Below are 22,165 nucleotides of genomic sequence, written 5' to 3'. Positions count from 1 at the left end.
CATGAATATTTCCGGCATATCGGCGAGCAACGGTATAAATAACGCAGCCTCCCAAGCCTCTTCGGGAACAAAACCCGGTGGTGGGAACAGCAACGAAGAACTGCTGGGAAAAGCAGAAGCCATTGCCCGAGAAGGCTTTGAACTGAGTCTGAAAGCCAAGCAAATCACCAACAAATATGCCGCAGCCAAAGAGGTTCGATAACACGATCATCTCCCCGATTCATGTATCGGGGAGATTTTCATGTTCGCTGGAACAGCAACTTTAGGTATCAGCCTTCATTTGAACGCTGCGTCGAACATCTACATTGCAGGCTCTATATGCAGATAGAAAAACCAGGCTTTTCAGCGCAAAACAACAGCCTTGAGCGTGCCGTTGATACGCGGGGGCATTCAGCATTTACATCCGATGTTGGTTTTTTCGCCTCACTACTCGAACGTCCGGCACCGCCTGTCACCCGCGCCGAAAACGATCGCAAGCCTACGTTGCTGGCAGAGGTAGGGAACCATGTCAAAACAATGGAAGCTCGCCTTGCAAAATCACTGAGTTCCGCCAAAAAAGGCGACGCCCAGGATGAGTTCACGCAATACCCGCGTGAATTGTCCAACGTCGTACTGACCTCGCAGCTGCTCGTAAAAAGCTTGGGCAAGGCCACCCAATGCATCGACAAAATCAGCAACCTGCAATAGCGGCCATGAATACATTCCTTCCTGTCGCATTGCTCCTGACGGTTGCACTTTTGATGGGCGGTTGCAGCGACCGTGTCGAACTGCATCGCCAACTGTCCGAGCAAGAGGCCAATGAGGTCATCGCAGAGTTGGCGGATAAACATATCCGCGCGCAGAAAATCCCGGCTAAAGATGGTGTCATCGTAGCGGTCAATGCCACCGACATCGGGCGCGCCGTACGCACGCTGGAGGCCGTCGGTCTGCCCAGGGTTGCCCGCACCACCTTGGGCGATACGTTTCGCAAGGAGGGGGTCATTTCCACGCCGCTGGAGGAACGGGCACGCTACATCTATGCCTTGTCCCAGGAGCTTGAGTCCACCTTATCCAATATTGACGGCGTGATCGTTGCCCGTGTTCACGTGGTGCTGCCGGAGCGTATCGCACCGGGTGAGCCGGTCCAGCCAGCATCCGCATCTGTGTTCATCAAACACGATCCACGCCTGGACCCCGACAACATCCGCGCTCGCGTGCGCAGAATGGTCGCAAGCAGCATCCCGGGGATGACCACGGCAGTGGACAACCCGCAAAAGCTCAGCACGATATTCGTGCCGGCCACAACGTATCAGGAGCAGCAGCGCCTGACCTATTTCGGGCCGTTCCTGGTACCCGGCGAGGATCTCGGATTCTGGCGGACCAGTGTCACCCTGTTTCTGCTCGGCCTGCTAGCTCTCACGGGCGGCGCATTGTTGCTGCATGCTCGGCGCCAGCGCGCGCAACGAGGGACGCCTGAAGTAGGCGCACAAGTCGGTGCTGCCCATGACGCCTAGCATCGATCAGCCGATAAATGAACATCTGGCCTGGGCCCAATGGTGGGCATTCCCCCTCAAGTACGCCCACGAAGACTGGAGAGATGACGCGTTCTCTGCGATGGATGCATTCGCGCGCAGTGGCGGACTGCTCCCGTGCCCGCCCCCGGGTGTTGCCACCTGCCTGCCTCCGGCACCTCATGCCACCGTTCTTCGCCTGGCCCTTGCCTCTATGGAGCAACTCGACCTGGCGCTGACGCTGATTCACGACACCTTCAGCCCGCAAGCCTCGTCGACCTTGAGCGAAAGTCATCGACTGTGGTGCACGCGGCTCTCCAAGGCCCTGCCTCCAGCGCTGCTGCTGCCCGATGCTGATCCATTGCAACTGCTCCATAGCTGGGTCGAACCCTCGATCTGGCAGCGCCTTCGATTGCGCTTCCCCCGCGAGCGCGTACGCGAGTCGGAAAAAAAACCGCCTATCAAGAGCGCCAGCAGTCCGTTGAACACGCTATGGCAGGCCGTTGTCTGGCGGGTTACGACAACGGCAAGCGACACCATGCCCCCTGGCTCGGATGGGTAAGGAGATCACTGATGTTTTGCCGACACACCCTTGAGCTGCTTGACGGCGCTGCTGGTTTGCCACGCAACCTGATCCCCCGGGAAGAACTAAAGGACTGGGAGCAGGCCAACCAACTTCTACGCCGCGCCAATACCCAGGCCGACGAGCTGCTGCGCCAGGCCGCAAAAAAATGCGAAGTGTTGCAGCAAGAAGCCTCACTGCAAATCTGGCAGCGCGCCGATGCCCAACTCAAGCAGTGGGAACTCGACCGCCAAGCGATGTGTGATCACCTGGAGCATTACGCCACCGACATCACCAACCAGGTTATTCGTTGCCTGCTTGACGACATCGCACCTCCCCAGAGGCTGGCTGCCCTTCTGAAGCAATTGCTGGCCAGCCAAGTCCAGGAAGTCAACGCAACGCTGTTGTGCCACCCACAAGACCTTGAGGAGATCAAACAGTGCCTTTCCCAGCGCAACGCCACGTACTGGAAGCTTCACACCGACGAGGCAGTCTTGCCTCAGACACTCGTTCTGAAAACCGACGAAGGCGACTTTCGTATCAGTTGGAGTTCACTGCTCGAAACCTTCTTCAATAACAGCAAAGCGTACTGGATAACTACCTGACCGCATACGCACGACAGCGGTCATATCGCCCTGCAAAAAAGTCGATCCACGTATTCAAACCCACAGGCATGAAGGACACACCATGGACTTTTTTAACGATCTATCCCGTCAACTGTTAAGAAACAGCGAAGTCGCCAGCAAGTCTTACACCTCGAATATTGCAGAGGTTTCAGCCCATGGTTCAGACGCGGAGTTCTTCGAACTTGCCATGAAAAAAACCACGACGCAGATGGCCTACCTGGAACACAACCGGGTCAATCACCTGCTGCTAAAAAGTGCCTTTGAGAGTTTCCAATAGCCATGAGAGCGCTCGTCAGTGACTGGTTGAACAGCCGTGAAGAGCAACTCAACGTGTTTGAGGGCGACGACGAAATCATCTTGAAGCGCCAGGCCGGGACCTTGCTGCTGGGGGCTCAGCTGACTTCAACAGTCACCGACAACGCCGCCTTATACAGCTGGATGCGCCTGGGCGCCGCCAGCCTGAATCACTTCCAGGGCGCACTGGCTCAGAAACCTGACACCGGTGCGCTCTGGCTGATTCAAAACCTGCAGGGGGCATGGGACGAGGCAGGCCTTTGCGGCTGCCTGCAGACCCTGCTCAACCAGCGCGATACCTGGCGCTCCACCGCCGCGCGCCTTGTTCGGCCGGCGCTGGATCGAAAACCCATCCCGCTACGCTCGCAACCTTACCTATAAGAGAACACCGTATGTTCAACAAGCCCCACAAGCACACCCGCTTGCGCTTTGATTCGCCCGGCGCATCATCAAAACGCGCGGGATGGCGCTACCTGATCGCACTGCCTTGGTTGCTGGCTCCCGTGGCAAGTGCCTTCGCCGCCATCCCTGCCGAATGGAAAAATACCGCCTACGCCTATGAGGCCCAGCACAAACCGCTGCGCGAAGTGCTCGAAGACTTCGCCCAGACCTTTGGCACGCAACTGCAGGTCGAGGGGCTGCTGGAGGGCAACGTCAATGGAAAGATTCGCGCCAACACCCCGCAGTCATTGCTCGACCGGTTAGGCGTCGAACACCGTTTCCAGTGGTATCTGTACAACAACACGCTGTATATCAGCACCCTGGACCAGCAGGAATCTGCGCGCCTGGAAGTCTCCTCCGAGACCATCTCCGACCTCAAAAAGGCATTGACCGACATTGGCCTGCTCGACAGCCGCTTCGGCTGGGGCGAGCTGCCGGAAGATGGCGTCGTCCTGGTCTCCGGCCCCCGGCGTTATATCGAACAGATCAAGCACTTCAGCAGCCAGCGTCGCTCGTCGGATGAAAAACAGAGTGTGCTGAGCTATCCGCTGAAGTTCGCCAACGCTGCGGATCGCCAAGTGGATTATCGCGGTGAGAAGCTTGACGTTCCTGGTGTCGCGAGCATTTTGCGCGGCTTGCTGGAACCGCGCACCACCTCGACCCTCTCGGGACTTGGCCAGCGCTCCCCATCGCCGCCCTCTCCCCTCACGCCAAGCATTCCCCGGCTGAGCAATCCACTGCTGGGACAGATGCTCGGTGCGGACAACAACAGTCGGCAACCGCAGACCGGTGCCACGCTCACCCCGCGTGCACCAGCGCCCGCCAGCCGGATTCGCGTCGAAGCCGACGTGCGCAACAACACGGTGCTGATCTACGATTTGCCGGAGCGCCAGGCCATGTACCGCGAGTTGATCACGCAACTCGACGTCGCACGCAAGCTGGTGGAGATCGATGCAATCATCCTCGACATCGAGCGCACACAGTTGCGCGAATTCGGCGTGAACTGGGGGTTTCAAAACAGCCGTTTTCGTGGGGTCGGCACCAACCTGGCACCGGGCACGGCCTCGCAGTTGTCGATCGATAATCGCGACCGCTTCTACGCGGATATACGCGCACTGGAAGCCAAGGGACTGGCAACCATGGTCTCCAATCCTTCGGTGCTGACCCTGGAAAACCAACCGGCGGTCATCGACTTCAACCGCACCCAGTACCTGACGCCGGGCCGGGAGAACGCAACCATTCTGCCGGTCACCGTGGGCACCAGCTTCCAGGTAGTACCGCGGGTAATCACCAGTCGCGGTGGCCACCAGATCCACTTGGTGGTGGATATCGAAGACGGCAATTTCGACGAGTCAAATCCCGTTCCTGGCCAACTGGACGTGCGTCGGGGCAAAGTCAGCACGCAAGCCGTGATGGCCGAAAAACGTTCGCTGGTGGTGGGTGGTTTCCACGTCACCGAAAGCACTGACAGGCAGAACAAGGTACCGTTGCTGGGGGATATTCCACTGCTGGGCAAGGCACTGTTTTCCTCGACTGAACGGCAGAACAACCGGCGTGAACGCCTGTTCATCCTCACCCCGCGCGTCATCGGCGACCAGTCCGACCCGTCACGCTACCTGCCGCAGGCCGATCAGGCCGAGCTGCAAGCCGCCCTCACCCCCCTGGCCAGGCGCTACGCCCCCCACCAGCCGGTGATCAAACGCAGTGACATCATCAGCACCCTCGCCCACCTGGTCAGCGGCGAAGTGCCCAAGGCCTTCAAGCTGGCACCGATGCCCCTGGGGCTGGCCACCCTCTGCAGCACCCGCGATTTTCTGGCGCTGAACACCGACCGCAGCCAATGGTATGCCGGCCCTGAATACAACGTGGCGGTCGTGGTGCTGCGCAACCAGTTCAACCGCAATGTGCGTATTGATGAAAAAGAATGCAGTAACTCGCAGACCCTGGCCGTCAGCGTCTGGCCGCAAGCCTGGCTCAAACCGGGCGAAGAGGCCGAGGTGTTTATCGCCATGCGCCCCGTGGTGAAGGATGAACACCTCGGTGTGCCCCGCCCCTCCCTGATCCAATCGACTAAAAAGGCCACGCCATGAAATATCCATTAATGGGCGTCACCCTGATCTGCCTGGCACTGCTCGCCACCGGCTGCACCCCCACCTGCAAGGGCGACTCCTGCTCGCGCCCGCAATCGACCAGCAAAAACCTGGTGGTCTGGTGGCCATCCCACATGCGTGTCGAACCCGGCCCGGCCGGAGAGCGCGCGGACTATCAGACGGTGTCGCTGGAACGATGAGTGCATACGGGTTGCCCGACGATGACCGGCATCGCCAGGTATTCCTGGACAACCTGGTGAGCGGCAGTGCCGCTCACCTGCAACTCGCCCCCGGCATCAAGGTGTGCACACTGCACGCCGGCAACCGTCCGGGGCTGGCCTTGGAGGTTGCCCGCGAAGCATTGCAGGCCGGGCAATTGCAGCAGGTGCTGGAACGTCGGTTTGAGCAAGCAGCGGCATTCGAGGGTTGCTTTGCCTACCTCGACGCCCAAGGTAGCCTGGTGATCTGGCAGGCGTTACCCGCCCAGCGTGACACCGTCGAAAAAGCCCTCAGCCGGATGCTCTTACTGGCCAATATCGATACCCTGAACAGACGTTCGACGCGCTGATCAACGCAACTCAATCTCCGGCAGTTGCAAGGTCTCGCGCTTGGCTTCGTCATCGAGCTCACGCAAGGTCCGGTAGATCACCGCCACGGCCTGCAGGGTTTCACGGGGAATATTCTCTCCCAGCTTTTTCGTGTAGATCGTGCGCGCCAGCCATACACACTGGATCACCGGGATATCCGCCGCCTTGGCCCTGGCGATCAACCGACGGGCGTCGGCGTCCGTCCCTTTTTCGACCAGTAGCGGCAGCGGTGTCTTGCCAGGACGATAATACAAGGCGACGGCAAAGTGCGTAGGGTTGACCACCAGCATGTCGGACTCTTCCAGCTTGGGCAGCTTGACCTTGGGTTCCTCCTGGGCCAACTGCTGGGCCAGCGCACGGCGTTGGCCCTTCACATGGGGGTCGCCTTCCATGTCCTTATACTCTTTGACGACTTCGACCTGCGTCATGCGCAAGCGCTTGGCAAAAAAGTACCGCACCATCGTCACATCGATGAGTGCCAGCACCAGCAACAACCCAAGGCAGGTATGCAGCAAGTGGCGAAACAGGCTGATCAACGCGAGGATGTAGGTAGGCAGATCGCTGTTGGCCAGGTTGATCAGCGCATCCAGTGACGGCCAGATCACCACGTACAAGATCAGGCATAGCAACGCCGCCTTGGCGATGCTCATCAACAAATTCAAGATTTGCTGGGCGGAGAACATCTGCTTGAGCTGACTGATGGGGTTGAGGCGACTGAAATCTAGCTTCAGCGCTTCCGGGGCAAACAACAAGCCGAACTGCATCCAACTGCTGATCAGCTTCGATGCAATTGCGACGGCAGCCATCAGCAAGGAAAACGAGAAGAACATCACCAGGCTTTCAACCAGCACTTCCTCCAGCGAGTGTGCAAAGGGCTGAGTCATGCGTGACATGGGCAGCATCAGCAATTGCTGAAAACGCTGCATGCTGGTCTCGGCGGTGAACAAAGCAATCTCGCTCATGGCCGTCAACGCCAACAACTTGCCGACATCCTGGCTTTGCGCGACCTGGCCTTTCTTGCGTTGGTCGCGCAGCTTCTTGGCACTGGCCGGGTGTTTTTTCTCCCCCGAGTCACTCATGTTGACGGCCCCGAGAACATCAGGCCCAGTGTATGTTTGAGGTCACCCAGCAGGCTCATGCGCCCGACGATCAGGTCCTGCAACAACGCAAAATACAGCAGCAAAATGCCAATCCCGGCCAGGCTCTTGAGGGGCGGCGCCAGCGTGCTCACCTGCAACTGCTGGCTGTAGACCCCCAGCAACGCAATGCCGAACTCCAGCAACAGCAGTACGGCGATAAAGGGCGCGGCATACAGCATCATGTGGGTGAACGTGTCGGCCAGCAGGCCGGTGAACAGGCTGAACCCATTGGCCGCCGGCAACGGAAACCACACCGTCGCCGGCCAGATCAGGTAACTGTCCCAGATCACCTGTGTCATCGCCCCCAACCCCAGGCTGATCATCAGCAAGAAAACCGCCAGCTGCTTGAACAGGTGCCCGATCGGCGTCGCATCCGGCCCCAATGAAGGGTTGAGCTGGCCACCGGCCAAGGCGCCGCGCTGGTTATCCAGCAGCGCCCCCACCGACTCGAACATCCAGAACGGCATCGACAGCAGCACCCCTAGCAACAAACCCAAGGCGACTTCCTTGAGCACCAGCGCGCCGAGCATCAGCGCCGAGTAGTCCTGACCCTCCAGCGCGACGTGAATACCCGGTGCGGGCAACAGCGCCAGGACCATCACGATGGTGTGCCGGGGCATGCCACGCACATGCTGAAAACAGAACGCCGCCACCAACATGGCACAGGGGTATATCCGCGCCATGGCGATAACCAGGCTGGACAGGTAATCAAGGTACAACAGCACAGGCGTAGCCTCAGTTCAGGGCCGAACGGGCGATCATGTCGAACATGAGGTTGATCAATTGGATCAACTCCACACCGATCCAGCGCCCGGTCAGGATCAGCGTGATACCTACCGCCACCAGCTTGATGCCAAAGGGCAGCGTCTGGTCCTGCACCTGCATCAGCGCCTGCACCAGGGAGGTCAACACGCCCACCACGACCGCCACAATCAGTGGCGGTGCGGACAACACCACCACCAGCAGCATGCCCTGCTTGAACAGCACAATCGGTTCCATAGGCCACTCAAAGATAGGAAAGAAACAGGCTGTCGAGCAGCCGCGACCAACCGGATACCAGCACGAACAAGAGCAGTTTGAGCGGCAGGGAAATAGTCATCGGCGAGACCATTTGCATGCCCAGCGCCAACAGCAGGTTGGAGACGATCAGGTCGATCACGATAAAGGGGATGTAGATCAGGAAACCGATCTCGAAACCGGCCTGCAATTGCGACAGCACAAAGGCCGGAACCAGCAGGATCAGGTCATCGCGCTGAACCTCCTGGGCCATTTGCGCAGGCCATAGCCGGGCAGTGTTTTCCAGCAAATGCGTGAGCACATCCGCGTCCACATTGCGCAGCATGAATGCACGCAACGGCTTGATCGCCTCCGAGCCTGTCTGGAGAAGGGCGTGCACATTGCTTGTGTCCAGGGGCGCGGTTTTCAAACCCTCGGCGATCTCGTAACCCACCGGGGCCATGATAAATAGCGTGGCCGCCAGGGCGACGCCGTTGATGGCCATGCTCGGTGGCACCTGCTGCACACCGATGGCGTTGCGGGTGATCATCAGCACAATGACGATCTTCAGGAACGCGGTGCACACAATCAGCAGCATGGGCAACAACGAGAGCGCGCCGAGAAAGACCGCCAGAACAATCGGGTCAAGCCCCTGGATGTTCATCGACTGAAATTCACACGGGAGACCTGCAAGCCCAGGCGCCCATCGACCTCGACCAGTTGCCCCTGGCCAATGAGCCGGTCACCGTAGTAGAGCCCTGCCATACCCGGTGCATAGCCGCCGATACCCAGTACCGAACCGGGAGCGAGATTGCGCAGCTCGCCCAGGGTGAGGTTCAAGGTCCCACACCGGACATTGAGCAACATGCTCAATTCGTCAAACGGCTCGCTGCCGAATACATCCACCACGGGGGTATCGTCTTCCTGATCGGGGTAGTGGGGAACTGCAAAATCCTCGTCCACGGAGGTGTCCTCTAGAGAAGTAACGGTCAGGCACAACGGCCCGGTTTCATCGCCAATGCGCCCCAGCAATCGCTGCCTGCCCGCCGACACGTGGCCGGTGCCGTCGGCGCGAAAAAACGGCTGTTCAAGCACCAGCACATCGCCTGCGCGCAGGCCGCGTACCTGCCTCATCGGCAGCTGCACACTGCCCAGGGTCACGGGCAGCGCGAGCGGAAAGGTCACCGGCAGCGGCGCGGCGACGGCACGCCACGCTGCGGCTTCGCATAAGGCCAGGAAGCTGTTGGGCGTCAGCCACACGTAACCTGTGACTCGGGAAGCGCCCAGGGTGACGCTGAGCCGGCAGCCGAATCCGGCGGGACGTTCGGTTTTCAGCAAGCGCACATGACCCAACAACGCTCGCACCTGGGGGCTCAGGTGGTGCTGGAACAGTGCCCAGAACCACGAATCAGGATCATTTCCCGCCTTGGCCAATGTCACTGGGCACTCGCCCAGCAAACTCAGCAGTGGGCCTGCCTCAGTGAACGCCAGTACGCCCCGTGCCGTCTCGAAACACGTGGCCTCGCCTTGGCCGGCAAATTGTCCGGGGTCGAGGCGCAGCTCTCCGCGATTGGCTGCAACCTGAAACGGCAGGCATAGACCACGCCCCAGGCGACGGCGCGCGGCAACCGTATCGCCCTTGATCAAAGGCAACGTCAAAGACGGCATCATCATGCCGAACCAGAGTTGGACACATGCAGGCTGACCGCCAGCCCCAGCGCGCCCGTCAACCGCTCCTGGCACTCTTGCCGCACGCCACTGAGCCAGCGCGCGGTGCCGTCGAGTTCGGCGTCCAGCTCAATATTCCAAGCGCCCTGCTCACGGCGCACACTGGCGTTGATCCGGCCCAGGCGCGGCAGGTACAACGTCGCCTGGAGCGGCCATTGCGCAGCGCCCAGCACACGGGGCACCAGTTGCTCGGTGAGTGCCTGCAGCAGAGTGGCCGCGGACGCCGCCTTCAGACTGCCCAGGGAAGCACCGTAGCCTCCCCCACCCTCCTCATTGGCAAGCAGTTGGGCAAAGAGTCGCCCCTGCTCCCACAGCACCACACTCGCCGCTTCCGGCTCACGTTCAGCCCGTGGTGCGCGTGGCGCGCGTGGGCGTTCAGTGGGTTTGGTTGAAATCTTGGTCATGTCTGCTCCTCTACCAGCAATAGGGCCAACTCCTTTAGTTTTTCCACCTGGCGCAAGCACTCGGTGACATGTTTCTGCGCAGTGCCAACCTGGGTTTTCTTCTCATCCTGCTGGCCCCGCAATGCCTCTAGCTGGCCTTCTTCACGCTGGGTGCTGGCGCTCAGCGAGCGCTCCTTCACGCCCCAGGATTTCAGGGCCTTGAGGCTCAGCACCTGGCCCTGATGCTCGCTGAGCAACTGCGCACTCTGGCGCGCCTCTTCCTGGCGAGTTTGCTCAAGCGCATCGGCGGCCTGGCGGATATTCGCGAGCAGGGTTTGCTCGGCGCGCTTGGCCTCACGCAGGGCGCGCTCGGCACGGTCGGCCCGATGCCGGCGCAACCGCCGCAGGGTTTCGATTTCACTCAGCGCGGTATCAGAATGGGACATGGCGTGTCAGCTCCCGCAGTTGCGCCAGCGTCATCGCCATCGGCGTGGGCTCACGCAAGTCCTGACGCAAGAAACCATCGACCGCCTCACGACTGTCCACGGCCAGGTCGGTCAGGGCATCGCTGCCCGGCATGTACTCGCCGAGCTTGAGCATCAGTTCAATTTGCTGGTACGCCGACAGCAGGCGACGCAATGCCGTACCGGCGCGGATGTCGTCAGGCTCGGCGACGTTGCTCAAGATCCGCGACAGGCTGGCCAACACGTCCACGGCGGGATAGTGACCACGCTCGGCCAGCTTGCGCGACAGCACGATATGACCGTCGAGCAACGAGCGCACCTCATCGGCCACCGGATCGCTCATGGAGTCCTGCTCGATCAGCACCGTGTAGATCGCGGTGATTACACCCTCGCGCGTCAGCCCGGCACGCTCCACCAGCCGCGGCAACAGGCTGTACACCGACGGCGGCAGGCCGCCACGCCCCAGGGGTTCGCCGGCGGCCAAGCCGATTTCACGCTGGGCCCTGGCAAAACGCGTCAGGGAATCGATCAGCAGCAACACCCGCTTCCCCTTGCGCCGGAAACCTTCGGCCAGGGCCGTGGCGGTAAACGCGGCGCGGGCTCGCTCCATGCTGGAACGATCAGAGGTGGCGCACACCAGTACGGCCTTGGCACGCAGCTGTTCGTCCAGCTCATGATCAAGAAACTCGCGCAGCTCTCGGCCCCGCTCGCCGATCAGGCCGAACACAATCACATCGCACTCCACGTTACGGGCGATCTCGGCGAGCAAGGTGGTCTTGCCGCAACCGGCCCCCGCGAACAGGCCCACACGCTGGCCTTCACCCAATGTCAGCAAGCCGTCGATCGAACGCACCCCAGTGGCCAGCGCACGATTGATCCTCGGCCGCTCGGTGGGCAGCGGTGCCTCACATAGCACCGCACTGGCATCCTGCGTGTCGGCCTCGACAAACGCGCTAGCGCCCTCACCGGTGATTGGCCGTCCAAAACCGTCCAGCACCTGGCCCAGCAACGCATCACTGACTTGCACCCGATGCGGCACGCCAAGGCGCTCCACGCTGGCTCCCACCCGCACGCCTTCGAGGTTGCCCAGGGCACTGAGTACGGCATCTTGCTGATCGAAGCCGATGATCTCGGCGAGCATGAAGTCGCCCGGATTTTTCTCCACCTGGCACAGGTCACCAATACGCGCCAGGGGTAGCCGGCATTGCAGCAACATGCCGTTGACACGCTGGATGCGGCCGCGCATCGTCACCGGCGCGAAGCTCACCAGCACCTGTGACTGGCGCTGGTGCCAGGCGTCGAGACGCCGTTGCAGATCAGCACTCACCAGTGCACCTCGTACCGCTGCTGGCCATTGAAGACCACCTTGCTGTTATCGATCAGCACCAGGCGCAGGCCGTCCAACTCGTCGCCCACAAACAACCGGCCACCGTCTTCCAGAACCACATGACCATTCGGCCCGCCAATGATCTGCACAATCTTGAACGGCAATGCTCCATCACTGACGCGTACACGACTGATCACCGGCACGGCGCTTTCAAACAGTTCGCCAAATCGGCCGAGCATGCGCGCGACCAACTCCACATCGTCCTGGGGCACCTCCCCACTGAGGGTGACCTGGCCATTGATCACCTGCAGGCTGACTCGCTGGCCCAACTCGCGTTCGCTGAGCATCTTCAGTAACTGCTGGCGCACTTCAAACGGCGACGCCAATTCTTTTTTCTGGAACACCGCAGGTGCCGAGGTCTCCTGGGCTTCACGGTCGTCGGTAGCGGCGATGCCCACCGCCACAATGATCACGGCCGCTACCAACACCAGACTGAGCAGGCGTTTTTGCTGCGTCGGCGCAATAGACGACAGCTGCAATGCCGGTGGAACCTCCGCGGCCATCGGTGGCGGCACAGTGCCCACTGCAGGTGCCGCCTGAGGCCAGGGCTGATCAGCCAAGGTGACGCACAGCCGAATGGCGCCTATCGAAAACGGCACATTCAGGGTCAGGTTCACAATCTGTGCCAGCACCTGTCCGTCGGCGTCCTGCAACAACCCCGCCTCGGCCTGCACCGACCAAATAGAGTCATTCAACCGCAACCGGGCGTGCTGCTCGGCAACTCCGGGATCCTTCAACAACAGGTCGGCCCCCTCATGGGCGCCGATGCTCCACTGCTCGCCAAACAGCGGCAACGCAGCGCCCTGATGCAACCCATCAAGCACACGCAGCTCATACATCAACCGACCCTCCGCGGTACTGAACAGGATGAAGTCCTCATGCCACCGCCCCGCGCATCAGCTCATCCTGGCCAACGTCAAAGCGACCCAGCACTTTCACCTTGGAGGCACTCCCCAACTCCGCAAAAGACAGCACCGGGACATGGTTGAACTCCTCCAGCAGCAAGGTACGCAAGGGGCTGCGCAAGTCTTGCGCCACCAGCATCACGCTTTTGCTTTTGGCGCGGACCTTAAAGGCCTGGTTGAGCAGGCTGATCAGCGACGCACTGTTGTCGTTATCGAGGGCGAAGAACACACCGGTCTGGGTCTGGCGCAACGCATCGCGCAGGATATTTTCGGTCTGCGGCGACAGCAGCCAGGCATGCAGGCCATCGGCCTCGCTGTACTGGTGAAAGATCTGGGCCTTGAGGGCGATGCGCGCATAGTCGGCCAGCGCATCCGGCTCACGTTCATGCTGACCGTACTCGATCAACGACTCGACGATCAGCCGTACCGCCCGTAACGGCACGCCTTCGCTGGCCAGGCGCTGCAACACGGCTGAAAAACGCGAGAGCGGCATAATGCGCTGGAGTTCCTGCACCAACTCCGGCTGGTTGTGCTCCAGCCAACTGAGGATCGACTTGCTTTCCTGGATCCCCAGAAACTGCGGGCCGCTGAACATCATCGCCTTCTTCATACGCTCGATGATCAACTCCGTGGCACTGAAACGCTCCAACTGCTCGTCCGCCAGCAGCGGATCGTCGGGGGCCAGCCAAACCCACTCCTGCTCATCGCGCTCCGCCAGCCCTGGCAATGCGTGCTCAGGCTCGACCGTCAGCGCCGAGCGCTCAACAGCCAGATGGCTGACCACCGACGCCCTGACCATCGGCACTTCATGCACGCAGAAACGCATTTCGTCGTCGGCCAGCGAATCATCAAGCTCCACTTCAAACGGCGGCAATGTCAGGCCAATATTGGCAACCAGCGCGTTCCGGGCCTGGCGTATGCCGTGAATCAGGTCGGTCACCTGCGGAGTGCCGCGCAGTACCGGGGAGAATTGCAACAGGTAGGGCCGCGACGGGTCGAACCCACGCAAGTCTTCCCTGCCGTTTTCTTCCGGGCGAACGGCTTCGACAGCCTCGGTGGCAGGCTGGGCCAGTCGTTGACGCTTACGCACGAGGTAATAGCCGAGGCTGCCGGTGATCAGCGAGATCAGGATAAATACCCCGGTAGGCATACCGGGCACTATCGCAAACGCAAGCATGCCCACCGACGCGATCACCCAACTCTTGGGTTCGCTGGTCATTTGCCGGGCAATTTCCGCGCCCATGTTGCTGACACCCTTGCTACCGTCCGGGGCCACACGGGTGATGATCATGCCGGCCGTCAGGGAAATCAGCAGCGCCGGAATCTGGGCGATCAAGCCGTCGCCGATGGTCAGCACCGAATACAGCGCCATCGAGTCGGCAGCACTCAACCCGTGCTGGAACATCCCCGTGGAGAAGCCCCCCAGCAGGTTGACCACGACGATGATCAAGCCGGCAATGGCATCGCCCTTGACGAACTTCATGGCGCCGTCCATGGCGCCGAACAATTGGCTCTCGCGGGACAACTGCTCGCGCTTGTCCCGGGCTTGCACACCGTCAATCAGGCCGGCACGCAGGTCGCTGTCAATGGACATCTGCTTGCCCGGCATTGCATCCAGGCTGAAACGTGCCGCCACTTCAGCGACCCGTTCCGAGCCCTTGGTAATCACCAGGAAGTTGACCAGGGTCAGGATCAGGAAGATCACCATCCCCACCGCAAGATTACCGCCCACCACAAAGTTGCCGAAGGCCTCGACGATGTCACCCGCGTCCTGCTCCAGCAGGATAAGGCGCGTCGTGGCAATCGACAGCGCCAGTCGGAACATGGTGGTCAGCAGCAGGATCGACGGGAACGACGAAAACGCCAACGGTCCCGGCAGGTAGAGCGCCAGCACAATCAACAGGCACGAAATACAGATATTGAGTGCGATCAGGATGTCCACCAGCCAGGTGGGCAGCGGCACGATAAAGATGAACACGATGGCCATGACCACCACGGCGCCCAGTACTTCGGCACGTTGTGCCACCTTGAGCAGCACGGCATTGATGGTCTTCAGTACGCTCACGTCTACGCCCCCCCATCCACGAAACGTGAGGGCCCGCGTTCAATCCTGGCCAGTTCATCCATCACCGCGACAAAGCAGATCAAGGTCTCCTGGCGTACGCGGCTGTCTGGCCAAAGCGCCAGGGGCAACTGTTGGACGACGGGGTAAAGGGCGTTGAGCGACACCAGCTGCTGGAGGGACGGCCCCCCCCCAAGATCATCCCCCAGCCGCAGGATTTCCCCCGCCGCGACACCAGAGCCGGCGTAACCCAGCAAGCGCTGCAACAGCTCCACGGCGTCATGCTCGATGCTCAGGCGCTGGATCAACGTCTGGCAACCACTCAACACCCCGGTCAACTGCCCGCAACTCTGCAGGCCCATCAGCAGTGTGCGCAGCATGGCGGTGGGAACGGACGACACATGGGCCGCGATATCATCCGCCAAGGCACCGCGCATCACTTTGAGTCCGGCCGCAAAGCGCTCGCCACCGTACACGCCCAACAGGGCCTGCATCATGGTCGCCAGAGATTGACGCCTGACCACACTGGCGTAGTACAGCGCACGTAACGCTTGGCGTTCTTGCGGGTCACCGCCGCTGGCCTGCAACGCAATCGCGATATTCAGGCCGGCCTGGATTTCCCGCTTGAAGCGAACCTCCAATTTGGCAATGGCATCCCGGGCCAGCGCGGCTTCAGTCTTGCGCGCTTCGGCTTGCGCCTGGGCCGCCACCTGCTTGAGCACTACGAACGTGCGTGCCGGGTCGTTACCGGTCAGGTCAAGCAAGGTGTCGACGCTGGGTTGCTGCAATAGCTGGAGCCGCACCCGTCGGGCAATGGACGCCAACGTCGCCTGAGCCGGGTGGCCCAACTGGTCATAAAGCTGCGCAAGCCGCTCGGTAGGAGGCACACGCACCCCAAGGGAGCGCTGTTGCAGCAGCCGATTGTTGAGGCTCACCTCCTGGCTGAAGAGTTGGACAAGCTCGTCCGTCGCTCTCATGGATGACGGCGCGACCGGCTGGCCAACACTGGGTTGATCCAGGCGCTGGAGTGTTTGCACATCGTGGGAGGATTCGACTTTCATCGGCGGGCCAGAACAGAAAGAGTGTGTCCCTGTGTGGCAAGAACAACCCATCCGGTTCCATCAAAACCCGCCCCATTGCAACCTGCGAAAAAAACGGCACAAACCCTGGGAGCAGTTTGCAAAAAACCGCACAAAAACGCTTTAATTCAAGATATATATTTATGTAAATCAATACGTTAAAGGATTTTTTCCGTTGGCATAGCCGGTGCAAAAGGGGTTCCCGTCGAAATCATTTCGACTGCGTCTACCCTGAGGAAAAAATCATGAGTATCCCTATCGAAGCTTTGGTTCACCTTGTTGGCAGCTCGCCTCAATTCATGCTTCAGCTGACGGACGAACAGCAAAAAAAGCTGCGCCGCTTCATTCATAAACGCGTGCTCAACCCCGAGGATGCAGATGACCTTCTGCAACTGACTTACCTGGAAGCCTGGCGCAACAGGGAGCGCTTCAGCGGCCAGGCAACCCTCAGCACCTGGATGTGCGGCATCGCGCAGAACCTGATCCGCAACCACTTCCGGCGCATGTATGCCAAGCCGGTCCATTGCGAGTTCGATGAAGCGCTGTGGCATGGCCAGGAAGACAACCGCAACCTGGACTGGGAATTCGAGATCAACCGCCGCCTGGAGAAAACCCTGAGCGCCATCGACCTGCTACCGCAGGAAATGCGTAAAACGCTGTATGCATCGCTGGAAACCGACGGCAGCTACCAGGACACCGCCGACGTGCTGGACATTCCGATCGGCACCGTTCGCTCACGCCTGTCGCGCGCGCGCGAACAACTCAAGCGTGTCACCCAGAACTCACGGCACCCGTAAGCCGGACCACGCGTTGGGCGACAGGGATATCTGCCCAACCGGATCACGCCGCAACCGCTCTCGACTAATTCGCCCCGCCTCGAAACCCCCACGCGCACCGTACCGCTCGTCGCGGTTTCGCCCTATTTCGCTTAAACAGTTGAAAGCGTAGATAAAAATTTAAAATAAACGCTTGACGCATTCCCGTTCTCCGCGAATAATGCGCGCCACTTGGCTACATAGCTCAGTTGGTTAGAGCATAGCATTCATAATGCTGGGGTCCGGGGTTCAAGTCCCTGTGTAGCCACCAAGTACTAAAAACGGCTTACCGAAAGGTAGGCCGTTTTTTTATGCCCGCCGAAAAGTCCCAGGCCAATAACGCCTCCAGCCCACTCGGCGAAGGACTGCGCTTGCGACCAAAACCAGCAGATGCGCTCGAAAAAACCCGCGATCTGTATTTTGACGCTCCCCTGACCCACTGTTAGTGTCCTGCCTCCCCCACGCGGAGTGCCCCCGATGAAACTGGACATCTACCAAGTCGACGCTTTCAGCCAACACACCTTCGGTGGCAACCCGGCGGCCGTCTGCCCGCTGACCGAATGGCTGCCCACCGAACAACTGCACAACATCGCCGCCGAGAACAACCTCTCGGAAACCGCTTTTTTTGTGCCGCGTGGCGATATCTACGAACTGCGCTGGTTTACCCCGGAAGTCGAAGTGGACCTGTGCGGCCATGCCACGCTGGCAGCCGCCTGGGTGTTGATCAACACGTTCGCAGACGCCCCCGAAGTCCTGCGTTTTGCCACCCGCAGCGGTGAGTTGCGTGTGACGCGCGACGGCGACGAACTGGCGATGGATTTCCCGGCCAAGCACCCCGAGCGTTGCGAGCCACCAGCGGGGATGTTAAGCGCGCTGGGCATCGAGCACGCCGAAGTCTTCGGCACCGATGACTACATCGTGCTGGTGGACGACGAAGCCCAGATCGCCGCGCTGGCCCCGGACTTCGCCCGCCTCAAGGGCCTGCCCAAACGCGGTATCGCCGTGACCGCCAAAAGCGCGCGGTTCGATTTTGTCTCGCGCTGGTTCGGGCCGAACGTGGGCGTCAATGAAGACCCGGTCACCGGTTCGGCCCACACCTCGCTGGCACCGTTCTGGGCCGAGCGCCTGGGCAAGCAGCAATTGAGCGCCGAACAAGGCGGCAAGCGCCGTGGCCAGTTGCGCTGCGAGCTTCAGGGCGAGCGCGTGATCATCTCCGGCAACGCCGTACTCTACCTGCAAGGCACGATTTACCTGTAAAACACAAAGTTCCAAGGACAACAGATCATTCTCAAAATGAACGGAGTTCAGCGCGTGTTTTCGATTTATCGCCGGCAGTTGTCGGTCTTGGCTGCGGCCCTCACCCTGGCCGCCTGCCATAGCCCAGTCACCGAACAACCACCGGCACCGGAGTTGGGCTCGGGCTATCGCAGCGACCTCAAGCCGCGGCATGCCGAACGCCACATGGCCGCCGCTGCCAACCCGTTGGCCGCCGCAGCCGGGCGCGAGATGCTACGCCAAGGCGGTTCGGCGATTGACGCGGCGATTGCGATGCAGGCCGTGTTGACCCTGGTGGAACCACAGTCGTCGGGCATCGGCGGCGGAGCGTTCATCATGCTGTGGGACGGCCAGAACGTGCACGCCTATGACGGCCGCGAAACCGCACCGGCCGGGGCGACCGAGCGTTTGTTCCTGAGGGCCGACGGCACGCCGATGGGGTTTGCCGAGGCGCAGATCGGCGGGCGCTCCGTCGGCACGCCAGGGGTGTTGCGTGCCCTGGAAATGGCCCACGCCAAGACTGGGCGCCTGCCATGGGCCACGTTGTTCGAGCCGGCGATTCGCCTGTCGCAGCAGGGCTTTGCGATTTCCCCGCGCCTGCACGCGCTGATTGCCGCTGACCGCTACATCCCGCAGTCGCCGGACATGGCGGCGTATTTTTTGAATGCCGATGGCACGCCTAAGGCCACCGGTACGCTACTGAAAAACCCGGCGCTGGCCGCCGTGTTCCAACGCATCGCCAAGGAAGGGCCAAACGCGCTGTACCACGGGCCGATTGCCGCTGAAATCGCGCGCAAGGTACAGGGCCACGGCAACGCGGGGAGCCTGTCCCAGGCGGACCTCCAAGGCTACAGCGCCAAAGAGCGTGCGCCGTTGTGCACCGACTACAAGCAATGGAAAGTGTGCGGCATGCCGCCACCGTCGTCGGGCGGGATCGCCATCGCGCAGATCCTCGGCACCTTGCAGGCCCTGGAAGCGCGCAACCCGCAACTGGCCATCGCGCCCATGAAACCATTGAAGAGCACCTCGCCTGCCGGCCTGGAACCGACGCCCGAGGCCGTGCACCTGCTCGCCGAATCCGGCCGCCTGGCCTTCGCCGACCGCGCGCTGTACGTGGCCGATGCCGACTTCGTCCCCGTGCCGCTCGCCGGTCTCGTCGCACCGGACTACCTGGCCAAGCGCGCCGCCTTGATCGGCGAACGCAGCATGGGCGTTGCCAGGCCCGGCACACCAATGGGCATCCAGGTGGCCTACGCGCCGGACCGCTCGCCGTTGCGCATCTCCACCTCGCAAGTGGTCGCGGTGGACGACCAGGGCGGCGCTGTGTCGATGACCACCACGGTCGAAGCGGCGTTCGGCGCCCATGTAATGGTCCAGGGCTTTTTGCTCAACAACCAGATGACCGACTTCTCGTTCATTCCCGAGGAACACGGCCAACCGGTGGCCAACCGCGTCGAGCCCGGCAAACGCCCGCGCTCGGCCATGGCACCGACGCTGGTGTTCGACCGCCACAGCGGCGAGTTGCTGGCCACCGTCGGCTCGCCGGGCGGCTCGCAGATCATCGAGTACGTGAGCAAGTCGTTGGTGGCAATGCTCGACTGGCAACTCGACCCGCAAGCGGCCATCAGCCTGCCCAACTTTGGCAGCCGCAATGGCGCTACCGAACTGGAAGCGGGCTTGTTCAGCCCAGGGTTGGAACAGGCACTGAAAGACAAGGGCCATGCCCTCAGCGAAATCGATATGACCAGTGGCGTGCAGGCCATCGTGCGCACCCGCGATGCCCAGGGCAAAGTGTCCCTGAGCGGCGGCGCGGACCCTCGGCGTGAAGGCGAAGCCCTCGGCGACTGAAACTTTTAGCAACGGAGACACAGCCGTGCAACAGGCAGACAACCTCGGCGCCCTCGTTGGCGTCGATCATGGTTTTTGTACGATCAATGACCCGCAGTGCCCGGAGGAGGTGAGGACGTTGTTGTATTCATGGATTGCTCGTACAACCGTCTAGCGAACGCTTTACCTGTCGCGAGGGAGCAAGCTCCCTCGCCACAGAGCCAAGCGCCATCAAAATCACCGACTGATCTTCAACCCCTTGCGCCCCGCATGCCGCTCCAACGCCAGCTCGATCAACCGGCTCACCAGTTCGCTGTAGCTCATCCCCGCCGCCTGCCACAACTTGGGGTACATGCTGATGCGGGTGAAGCCGGGCAGTGAGTTGATTTCATTGATCAGCACTTCGCCGTCGTCGGTCAAAAACACATCGACCCGTGCCAGCCCTGCGCAACCCAACACCTCAAACGCCTCGATGGCCAAGCGGCGGATACGTTCGCTGGCTTCGACGCTGATATCCGCGGGTACCACCACCTGAGCGGCCTGGTCGTCGATGTATTTGCTGTCGTAGGAATAGAAACCGCTGCTCACCACAATCTCGCCACAACCGCTGGCGATGGGGTTGTCGTTGCCCAACACGGCGCATTCGATTTCACGGCCGCTGACGGCGGATTCCACCAGCACTTTTTCATCGAAACCCAGGGCCAGTTCGACTGCCGCGTGGTACTCGGCTTCGCTGCCGACTTTGCTCACGCCCACCGACGACCCCTGGTTGGCCGGTTTGACGAACAGCGGCAGGCCGAGCTTGTTCACGGCATCGTCAAAGCTTGTTTGTGGCGCATTACGACGGGTCAGGGTAATGAACGGCGTGACCGCAATCCCCGCGTCGCGCAGCAAGCGCTTGCTGATGTCCTTGTCCATGCACACCGCTGAGCCGAGCACGTCGGAGCCGACAAACGGCAGATCGGCCATGCGCAGCAGGCCTTGCAGGCAACCGTCTTCGCCCAGGGAGCCGTGGACGATGGGAATGATCACATCGACATGGGCCAGCAGGCCGCCGCCGGAGGTTTCCACCAGTTGCTGGCTGGCCTTGCCCGGCACCACCGCCAGTTCACGGTTGGATTGGTTGAGGGCGATCAAGGCCGGGTTTTCCTGGTTGATCAGGAAGTTCGAGGTGTCATTGAGGTGCCAGTGGCCGGCCTTGTCGATGCCGATCAGCACCGGCTCGAAGCGCGTGCGGTCGAGGGCATCGACGATATTGCGCGCCGATTGCAGCGAGACTTCGTGTTCAGCCGAACGGCCACCAAAAATAATGCCTACGCGCACCTTGCTCATGACCCTGCCTCACCGTTGAAAGTAAGGCTTCTTACCACGGGCCGTCAGCGATTCGCTACCAGATGTGCACCGAACAGCACATAGCAACCGCCGGCAAAACGGTCGAGCCACTTGCGCGAACGGCTGTAGAGGTTGGCCATGCGCTCGCTGGAGAACACCAGGGCCACGCTGGAATACCAGCTGAAGGACAAGGTGGCCATGGTCAGCACCGCCAGGGTCAACAGCATCGGCGACGGCGAAGGCGGCATGGTGGACGCAAAGATGGTGGCGACAAACAACGCAGCCTTGGGGTTGGACAGATTGCCCAGCAACCCCAGGCGCCATGCGGAGAACAGCGAGCGTCGAGGCTCGTCCGGCAGCAGGTTCTGGCCCATGGCCGGCGCCGAGCGCTTGAACAGTTTCAAGCCAAGGTAGATGAGGTAGCAGCCACCGATAATCTTGAACGCCAGGTACAGCATCGGTGCGGCGGTAAACAGCGATTTGATGCCCAGGCCACCCGCCAGCCCCCACAGGATCGTACCGGTGGCCACGCCCGCCGATGCCACCACGCCATGGCGGCGCGAGCAACTGGCGGCCAACTGCGCGGTATTGAAAAAATTCGGCCCTGGCGTCACCACTGCCACGGTCCACAGCAGCGCCAGCGAGACCAGGGGCGCCACATAGGCGGGGTTGAGAAAATCCAT

Annotated in this window: 26 protein-coding genes, 1 tRNA gene and 1 pseudogene; 15 read left to right on the top strand and 13 right to left on the bottom strand. The window is 61.1% G+C overall.

Annotation, left to right across the window (positions count from 1 at the left end):
- Position 1: 1 nt before the first annotated feature.
- The 10 genes from ACZRMO_RS00305 (at position 2) to ACZRMO_RS00260 (ending at position 6,071) form a co-directional block, all read left to right on the top strand.
- Positions 2 to 202: a hypothetical protein gene (locus ACZRMO_RS00305; protein ID WP_463971531.1), complete on the top strand. Its 201-nt coding sequence runs from the start codon at positions 2 to 4 to the stop codon at positions 200 to 202.
- A gap of 116 nt (positions 203 to 318) precedes the next feature.
- The gene (locus tag ACZRMO_RS00300) at positions 319 to 687 is read left to right on the top strand and encodes an EscI/YscI/HrpB family type III secretion system inner rod protein (protein ID WP_463971530.1); all 369 of its coding nucleotides are present in this window, start codon (positions 319 to 321) and stop codon (positions 685 to 687) included.
- Positions 688 to 692: 5 nt separating this feature from the next.
- The gene (gene sctJ, locus ACZRMO_RS00295; protein WP_463971529.1) at positions 693 to 1,493 is read left to right on the top strand and encodes a type III secretion system inner membrane ring lipoprotein SctJ; all 801 of its coding nucleotides are present in this window, start codon (positions 693 to 695) and stop codon (positions 1,491 to 1,493) included.
- Entirely contained in the window at positions 1,483 to 2,052 is a 570-nt protein-coding gene (locus ACZRMO_RS00290) for a type III secretion protein (RefSeq protein WP_463971528.1), read from the top strand. Before sctJ ends, ACZRMO_RS00290 begins: the two co-directional genes overlap by 11 nt.
- A 56-nt stretch (positions 2,053 to 2,108) precedes the next feature.
- A complete protein-coding gene (gene sctL, locus ACZRMO_RS00285; RefSeq protein ID WP_463971527.1) occupies positions 2,109 to 2,657 on the top strand; it encodes a type III secretion system stator protein SctL in 549 nt (182 codons plus the stop codon).
- Positions 2,658 to 2,739: 82 nt separating this feature from the next.
- Positions 2,740 to 2,955 carry a hypothetical protein gene (locus tag ACZRMO_RS00280; protein ID WP_463971526.1) on the top strand — a complete coding sequence of 72 codons (216 nt, stop codon included), beginning with the start codon at positions 2,740 to 2,742 and terminating at the stop codon, positions 2,953 to 2,955.
- A gap of 2 nt (positions 2,956 to 2,957) precedes the next feature.
- Complete coding sequence (locus ACZRMO_RS00275) at positions 2,958 to 3,353, top strand: type III secretion system chaperone (protein ID WP_463971525.1); 396 nt, start codon at positions 2,958 to 2,960, stop codon at positions 3,351 to 3,353.
- Between the two features lie 11 nt (positions 3,354 to 3,364).
- Positions 3,365 to 5,503 carry a type III secretion system outer membrane ring subunit SctC gene (gene sctC, locus ACZRMO_RS00270; protein ID WP_463971524.1) on the top strand — a complete coding sequence of 713 codons (2,139 nt, stop codon included), beginning with the start codon at positions 3,365 to 3,367 and terminating at the stop codon, positions 5,501 to 5,503.
- Positions 5,500 to 5,703 carry an HrpT family type III secretion system protein gene (gene hrpT, locus ACZRMO_RS00265; RefSeq protein ID WP_463971523.1) on the top strand — a complete coding sequence of 68 codons (204 nt, stop codon included), beginning with the start codon at positions 5,500 to 5,502 and terminating at the stop codon, positions 5,701 to 5,703. Before sctC ends, hrpT begins: the two co-directional genes overlap by 4 nt.
- Positions 5,700 to 6,071 (top strand): transcriptional regulator, encoded by a 372-nt coding sequence (locus ACZRMO_RS00260; RefSeq protein WP_463971522.1) that lies wholly within the window; start codon positions 5,700 to 5,702, stop codon positions 6,069 to 6,071. Before hrpT ends, ACZRMO_RS00260 begins: the two co-directional genes overlap by 4 nt.
- On the opposite strand, the gene sctU is transcribed toward ACZRMO_RS00260, so the two are convergent.
- From sctU to sctW, 11 genes are read right to left on the bottom strand one after another with little or no spacing between them, the layout of a single operon-like run.
- Complete coding sequence (sctU, locus tag ACZRMO_RS00255) at positions 6,072 to 7,169, bottom strand: type III secretion system export apparatus subunit SctU (RefSeq protein ID WP_463971521.1); 1,098 nt, start codon at positions 7,167 to 7,169, stop codon at positions 6,072 to 6,074.
- Complete coding sequence (gene sctT, locus ACZRMO_RS00250; RefSeq protein WP_463971520.1) at positions 7,166 to 7,954, bottom strand: type III secretion system export apparatus subunit SctT; 789 nt, start codon at positions 7,952 to 7,954, stop codon at positions 7,166 to 7,168. Before sctT ends, sctU begins: the two co-directional genes overlap by 4 nt.
- 10 nt (positions 7,955 to 7,964) lie before the next feature.
- Entirely contained in the window at positions 7,965 to 8,228 is a 264-nt protein-coding gene (gene sctS / locus ACZRMO_RS00245; protein WP_207040161.1) for a type III secretion system export apparatus subunit SctS, read from the bottom strand.
- Positions 8,229 to 8,235: 7 nt separating this feature from the next.
- A complete protein-coding gene (gene sctR / locus ACZRMO_RS00240; protein ID WP_463971519.1) occupies positions 8,236 to 8,889 on the bottom strand; it encodes a type III secretion system export apparatus subunit SctR in 654 nt (217 codons plus the stop codon).
- Complete coding sequence (locus ACZRMO_RS00235; protein WP_463971518.1) at positions 8,886 to 9,899, bottom strand: FliM/FliN family flagellar motor switch protein; 1,014 nt, start codon at positions 9,897 to 9,899, stop codon at positions 8,886 to 8,888. Before ACZRMO_RS00235 ends, sctR begins: the two co-directional genes overlap by 4 nt.
- On the bottom strand, positions 9,896 to 10,357 hold the full coding sequence (locus ACZRMO_RS00230; protein ID WP_463971517.1) for a type III secretion system HrpP C-terminal domain-containing protein: 462 nt from the start codon (positions 10,355 to 10,357) through the stop codon (positions 9,896 to 9,898). The genes ACZRMO_RS00235 and ACZRMO_RS00230 overlap by 4 nt, the downstream gene beginning before the upstream one ends.
- Positions 10,354 to 10,782: a type III secretion system stalk subunit SctO gene (gene sctO / locus ACZRMO_RS00225; RefSeq protein ID WP_463971516.1), complete on the bottom strand. Its 429-nt coding sequence runs from the start codon at positions 10,780 to 10,782 to the stop codon at positions 10,354 to 10,356. Before sctO ends, ACZRMO_RS00230 begins: the two co-directional genes overlap by 4 nt.
- Positions 10,769 to 12,127, bottom strand: coding sequence for a FliI/YscN family ATPase (locus tag ACZRMO_RS00220; protein WP_463971515.1), 1,359 nt, complete (start codon positions 12,125 to 12,127; stop codon positions 10,769 to 10,771). The genes sctO and ACZRMO_RS00220 overlap by 14 nt, the downstream gene beginning before the upstream one ends.
- Positions 12,124 to 13,026, bottom strand: coding sequence for an FHA domain-containing protein (locus ACZRMO_RS00215; RefSeq protein ID WP_463971514.1), 903 nt, complete (start codon positions 13,024 to 13,026; stop codon positions 12,124 to 12,126). Before ACZRMO_RS00215 ends, ACZRMO_RS00220 begins: the two co-directional genes overlap by 4 nt.
- Before the next feature lie 37 nt (positions 13,027 to 13,063).
- Positions 13,064 to 15,157 (bottom strand): type III secretion system export apparatus subunit SctV, encoded by a 2,094-nt coding sequence (gene sctV, locus ACZRMO_RS00210; RefSeq protein WP_463971513.1) that lies wholly within the window; start codon positions 15,155 to 15,157, stop codon positions 13,064 to 13,066.
- 2 nt (positions 15,158 to 15,159) lie between these two features.
- A complete protein-coding gene (sctW, locus tag ACZRMO_RS00205; protein ID WP_463971512.1) occupies positions 15,160 to 16,215 on the bottom strand; it encodes a type III secretion system gatekeeper subunit SctW in 1,056 nt (351 codons plus the stop codon).
- A 263-nt stretch (positions 16,216 to 16,478) separates the two neighbouring features.
- Between sctW and ACZRMO_RS00200 the strand changes: the two genes are divergently transcribed.
- The 5 genes and pseudogenes from ACZRMO_RS00200 to ACZRMO_RS00180 all read left to right on the top strand — a co-directional run.
- Positions 16,479 to 17,030, top strand: coding sequence for an RNA polymerase sigma factor (locus ACZRMO_RS00200; RefSeq protein WP_463971511.1), 552 nt, complete (start codon positions 16,479 to 16,481; stop codon positions 17,028 to 17,030).
- 212 nt (positions 17,031 to 17,242) lie between these two features.
- Positions 17,243 to 17,319, top strand: a tRNA-Met gene (locus ACZRMO_RS00195).
- 206 nt (positions 17,320 to 17,525) lie between these two features.
- Positions 17,526 to 18,305 (top strand): PhzF family phenazine biosynthesis protein, encoded by a 780-nt coding sequence (locus ACZRMO_RS00190; RefSeq protein ID WP_463971510.1) that lies wholly within the window; start codon positions 17,526 to 17,528, stop codon positions 18,303 to 18,305.
- 36 nt (positions 18,306 to 18,341) lie between these two features.
- Positions 18,342 to 20,171 (top strand): gamma-glutamyltransferase, encoded by a 1,830-nt coding sequence (gene ggt, locus ACZRMO_RS00185; RefSeq protein ID WP_463971509.1) that lies wholly within the window; start codon positions 18,342 to 18,344, stop codon positions 20,169 to 20,171.
- Positions 20,172 to 20,196: 25 nt separating this feature from the next.
- A pseudogene (locus tag ACZRMO_RS00180) lies at positions 20,197 to 20,283 on the top strand (D-alanyl-alanine synthetase); the annotation flags it as partial.
- 104 nt (positions 20,284 to 20,387) lie between these two features.
- Here ACZRMO_RS00180 and ddlA read toward each other — a convergent pair.
- Positions 20,388 to 21,482 (bottom strand): D-alanine--D-alanine ligase, encoded by a 1,095-nt coding sequence (gene ddlA, locus ACZRMO_RS00175; protein ID WP_124529942.1) that lies wholly within the window; start codon positions 21,480 to 21,482, stop codon positions 20,388 to 20,390.
- 44 nt (positions 21,483 to 21,526) lie between these two features.
- Positions 21,527 to 22,165, bottom strand: coding sequence for a LysE family transporter (locus ACZRMO_RS00170; RefSeq protein WP_207040173.1), 639 nt, complete (start codon positions 22,163 to 22,165; stop codon positions 21,527 to 21,529).

It is taken from the genome of Pseudomonas sp. B611, from assembly GCF_055407965.1.
This window is presented reverse-complemented; position numbering and strand designations above follow the sequence as displayed.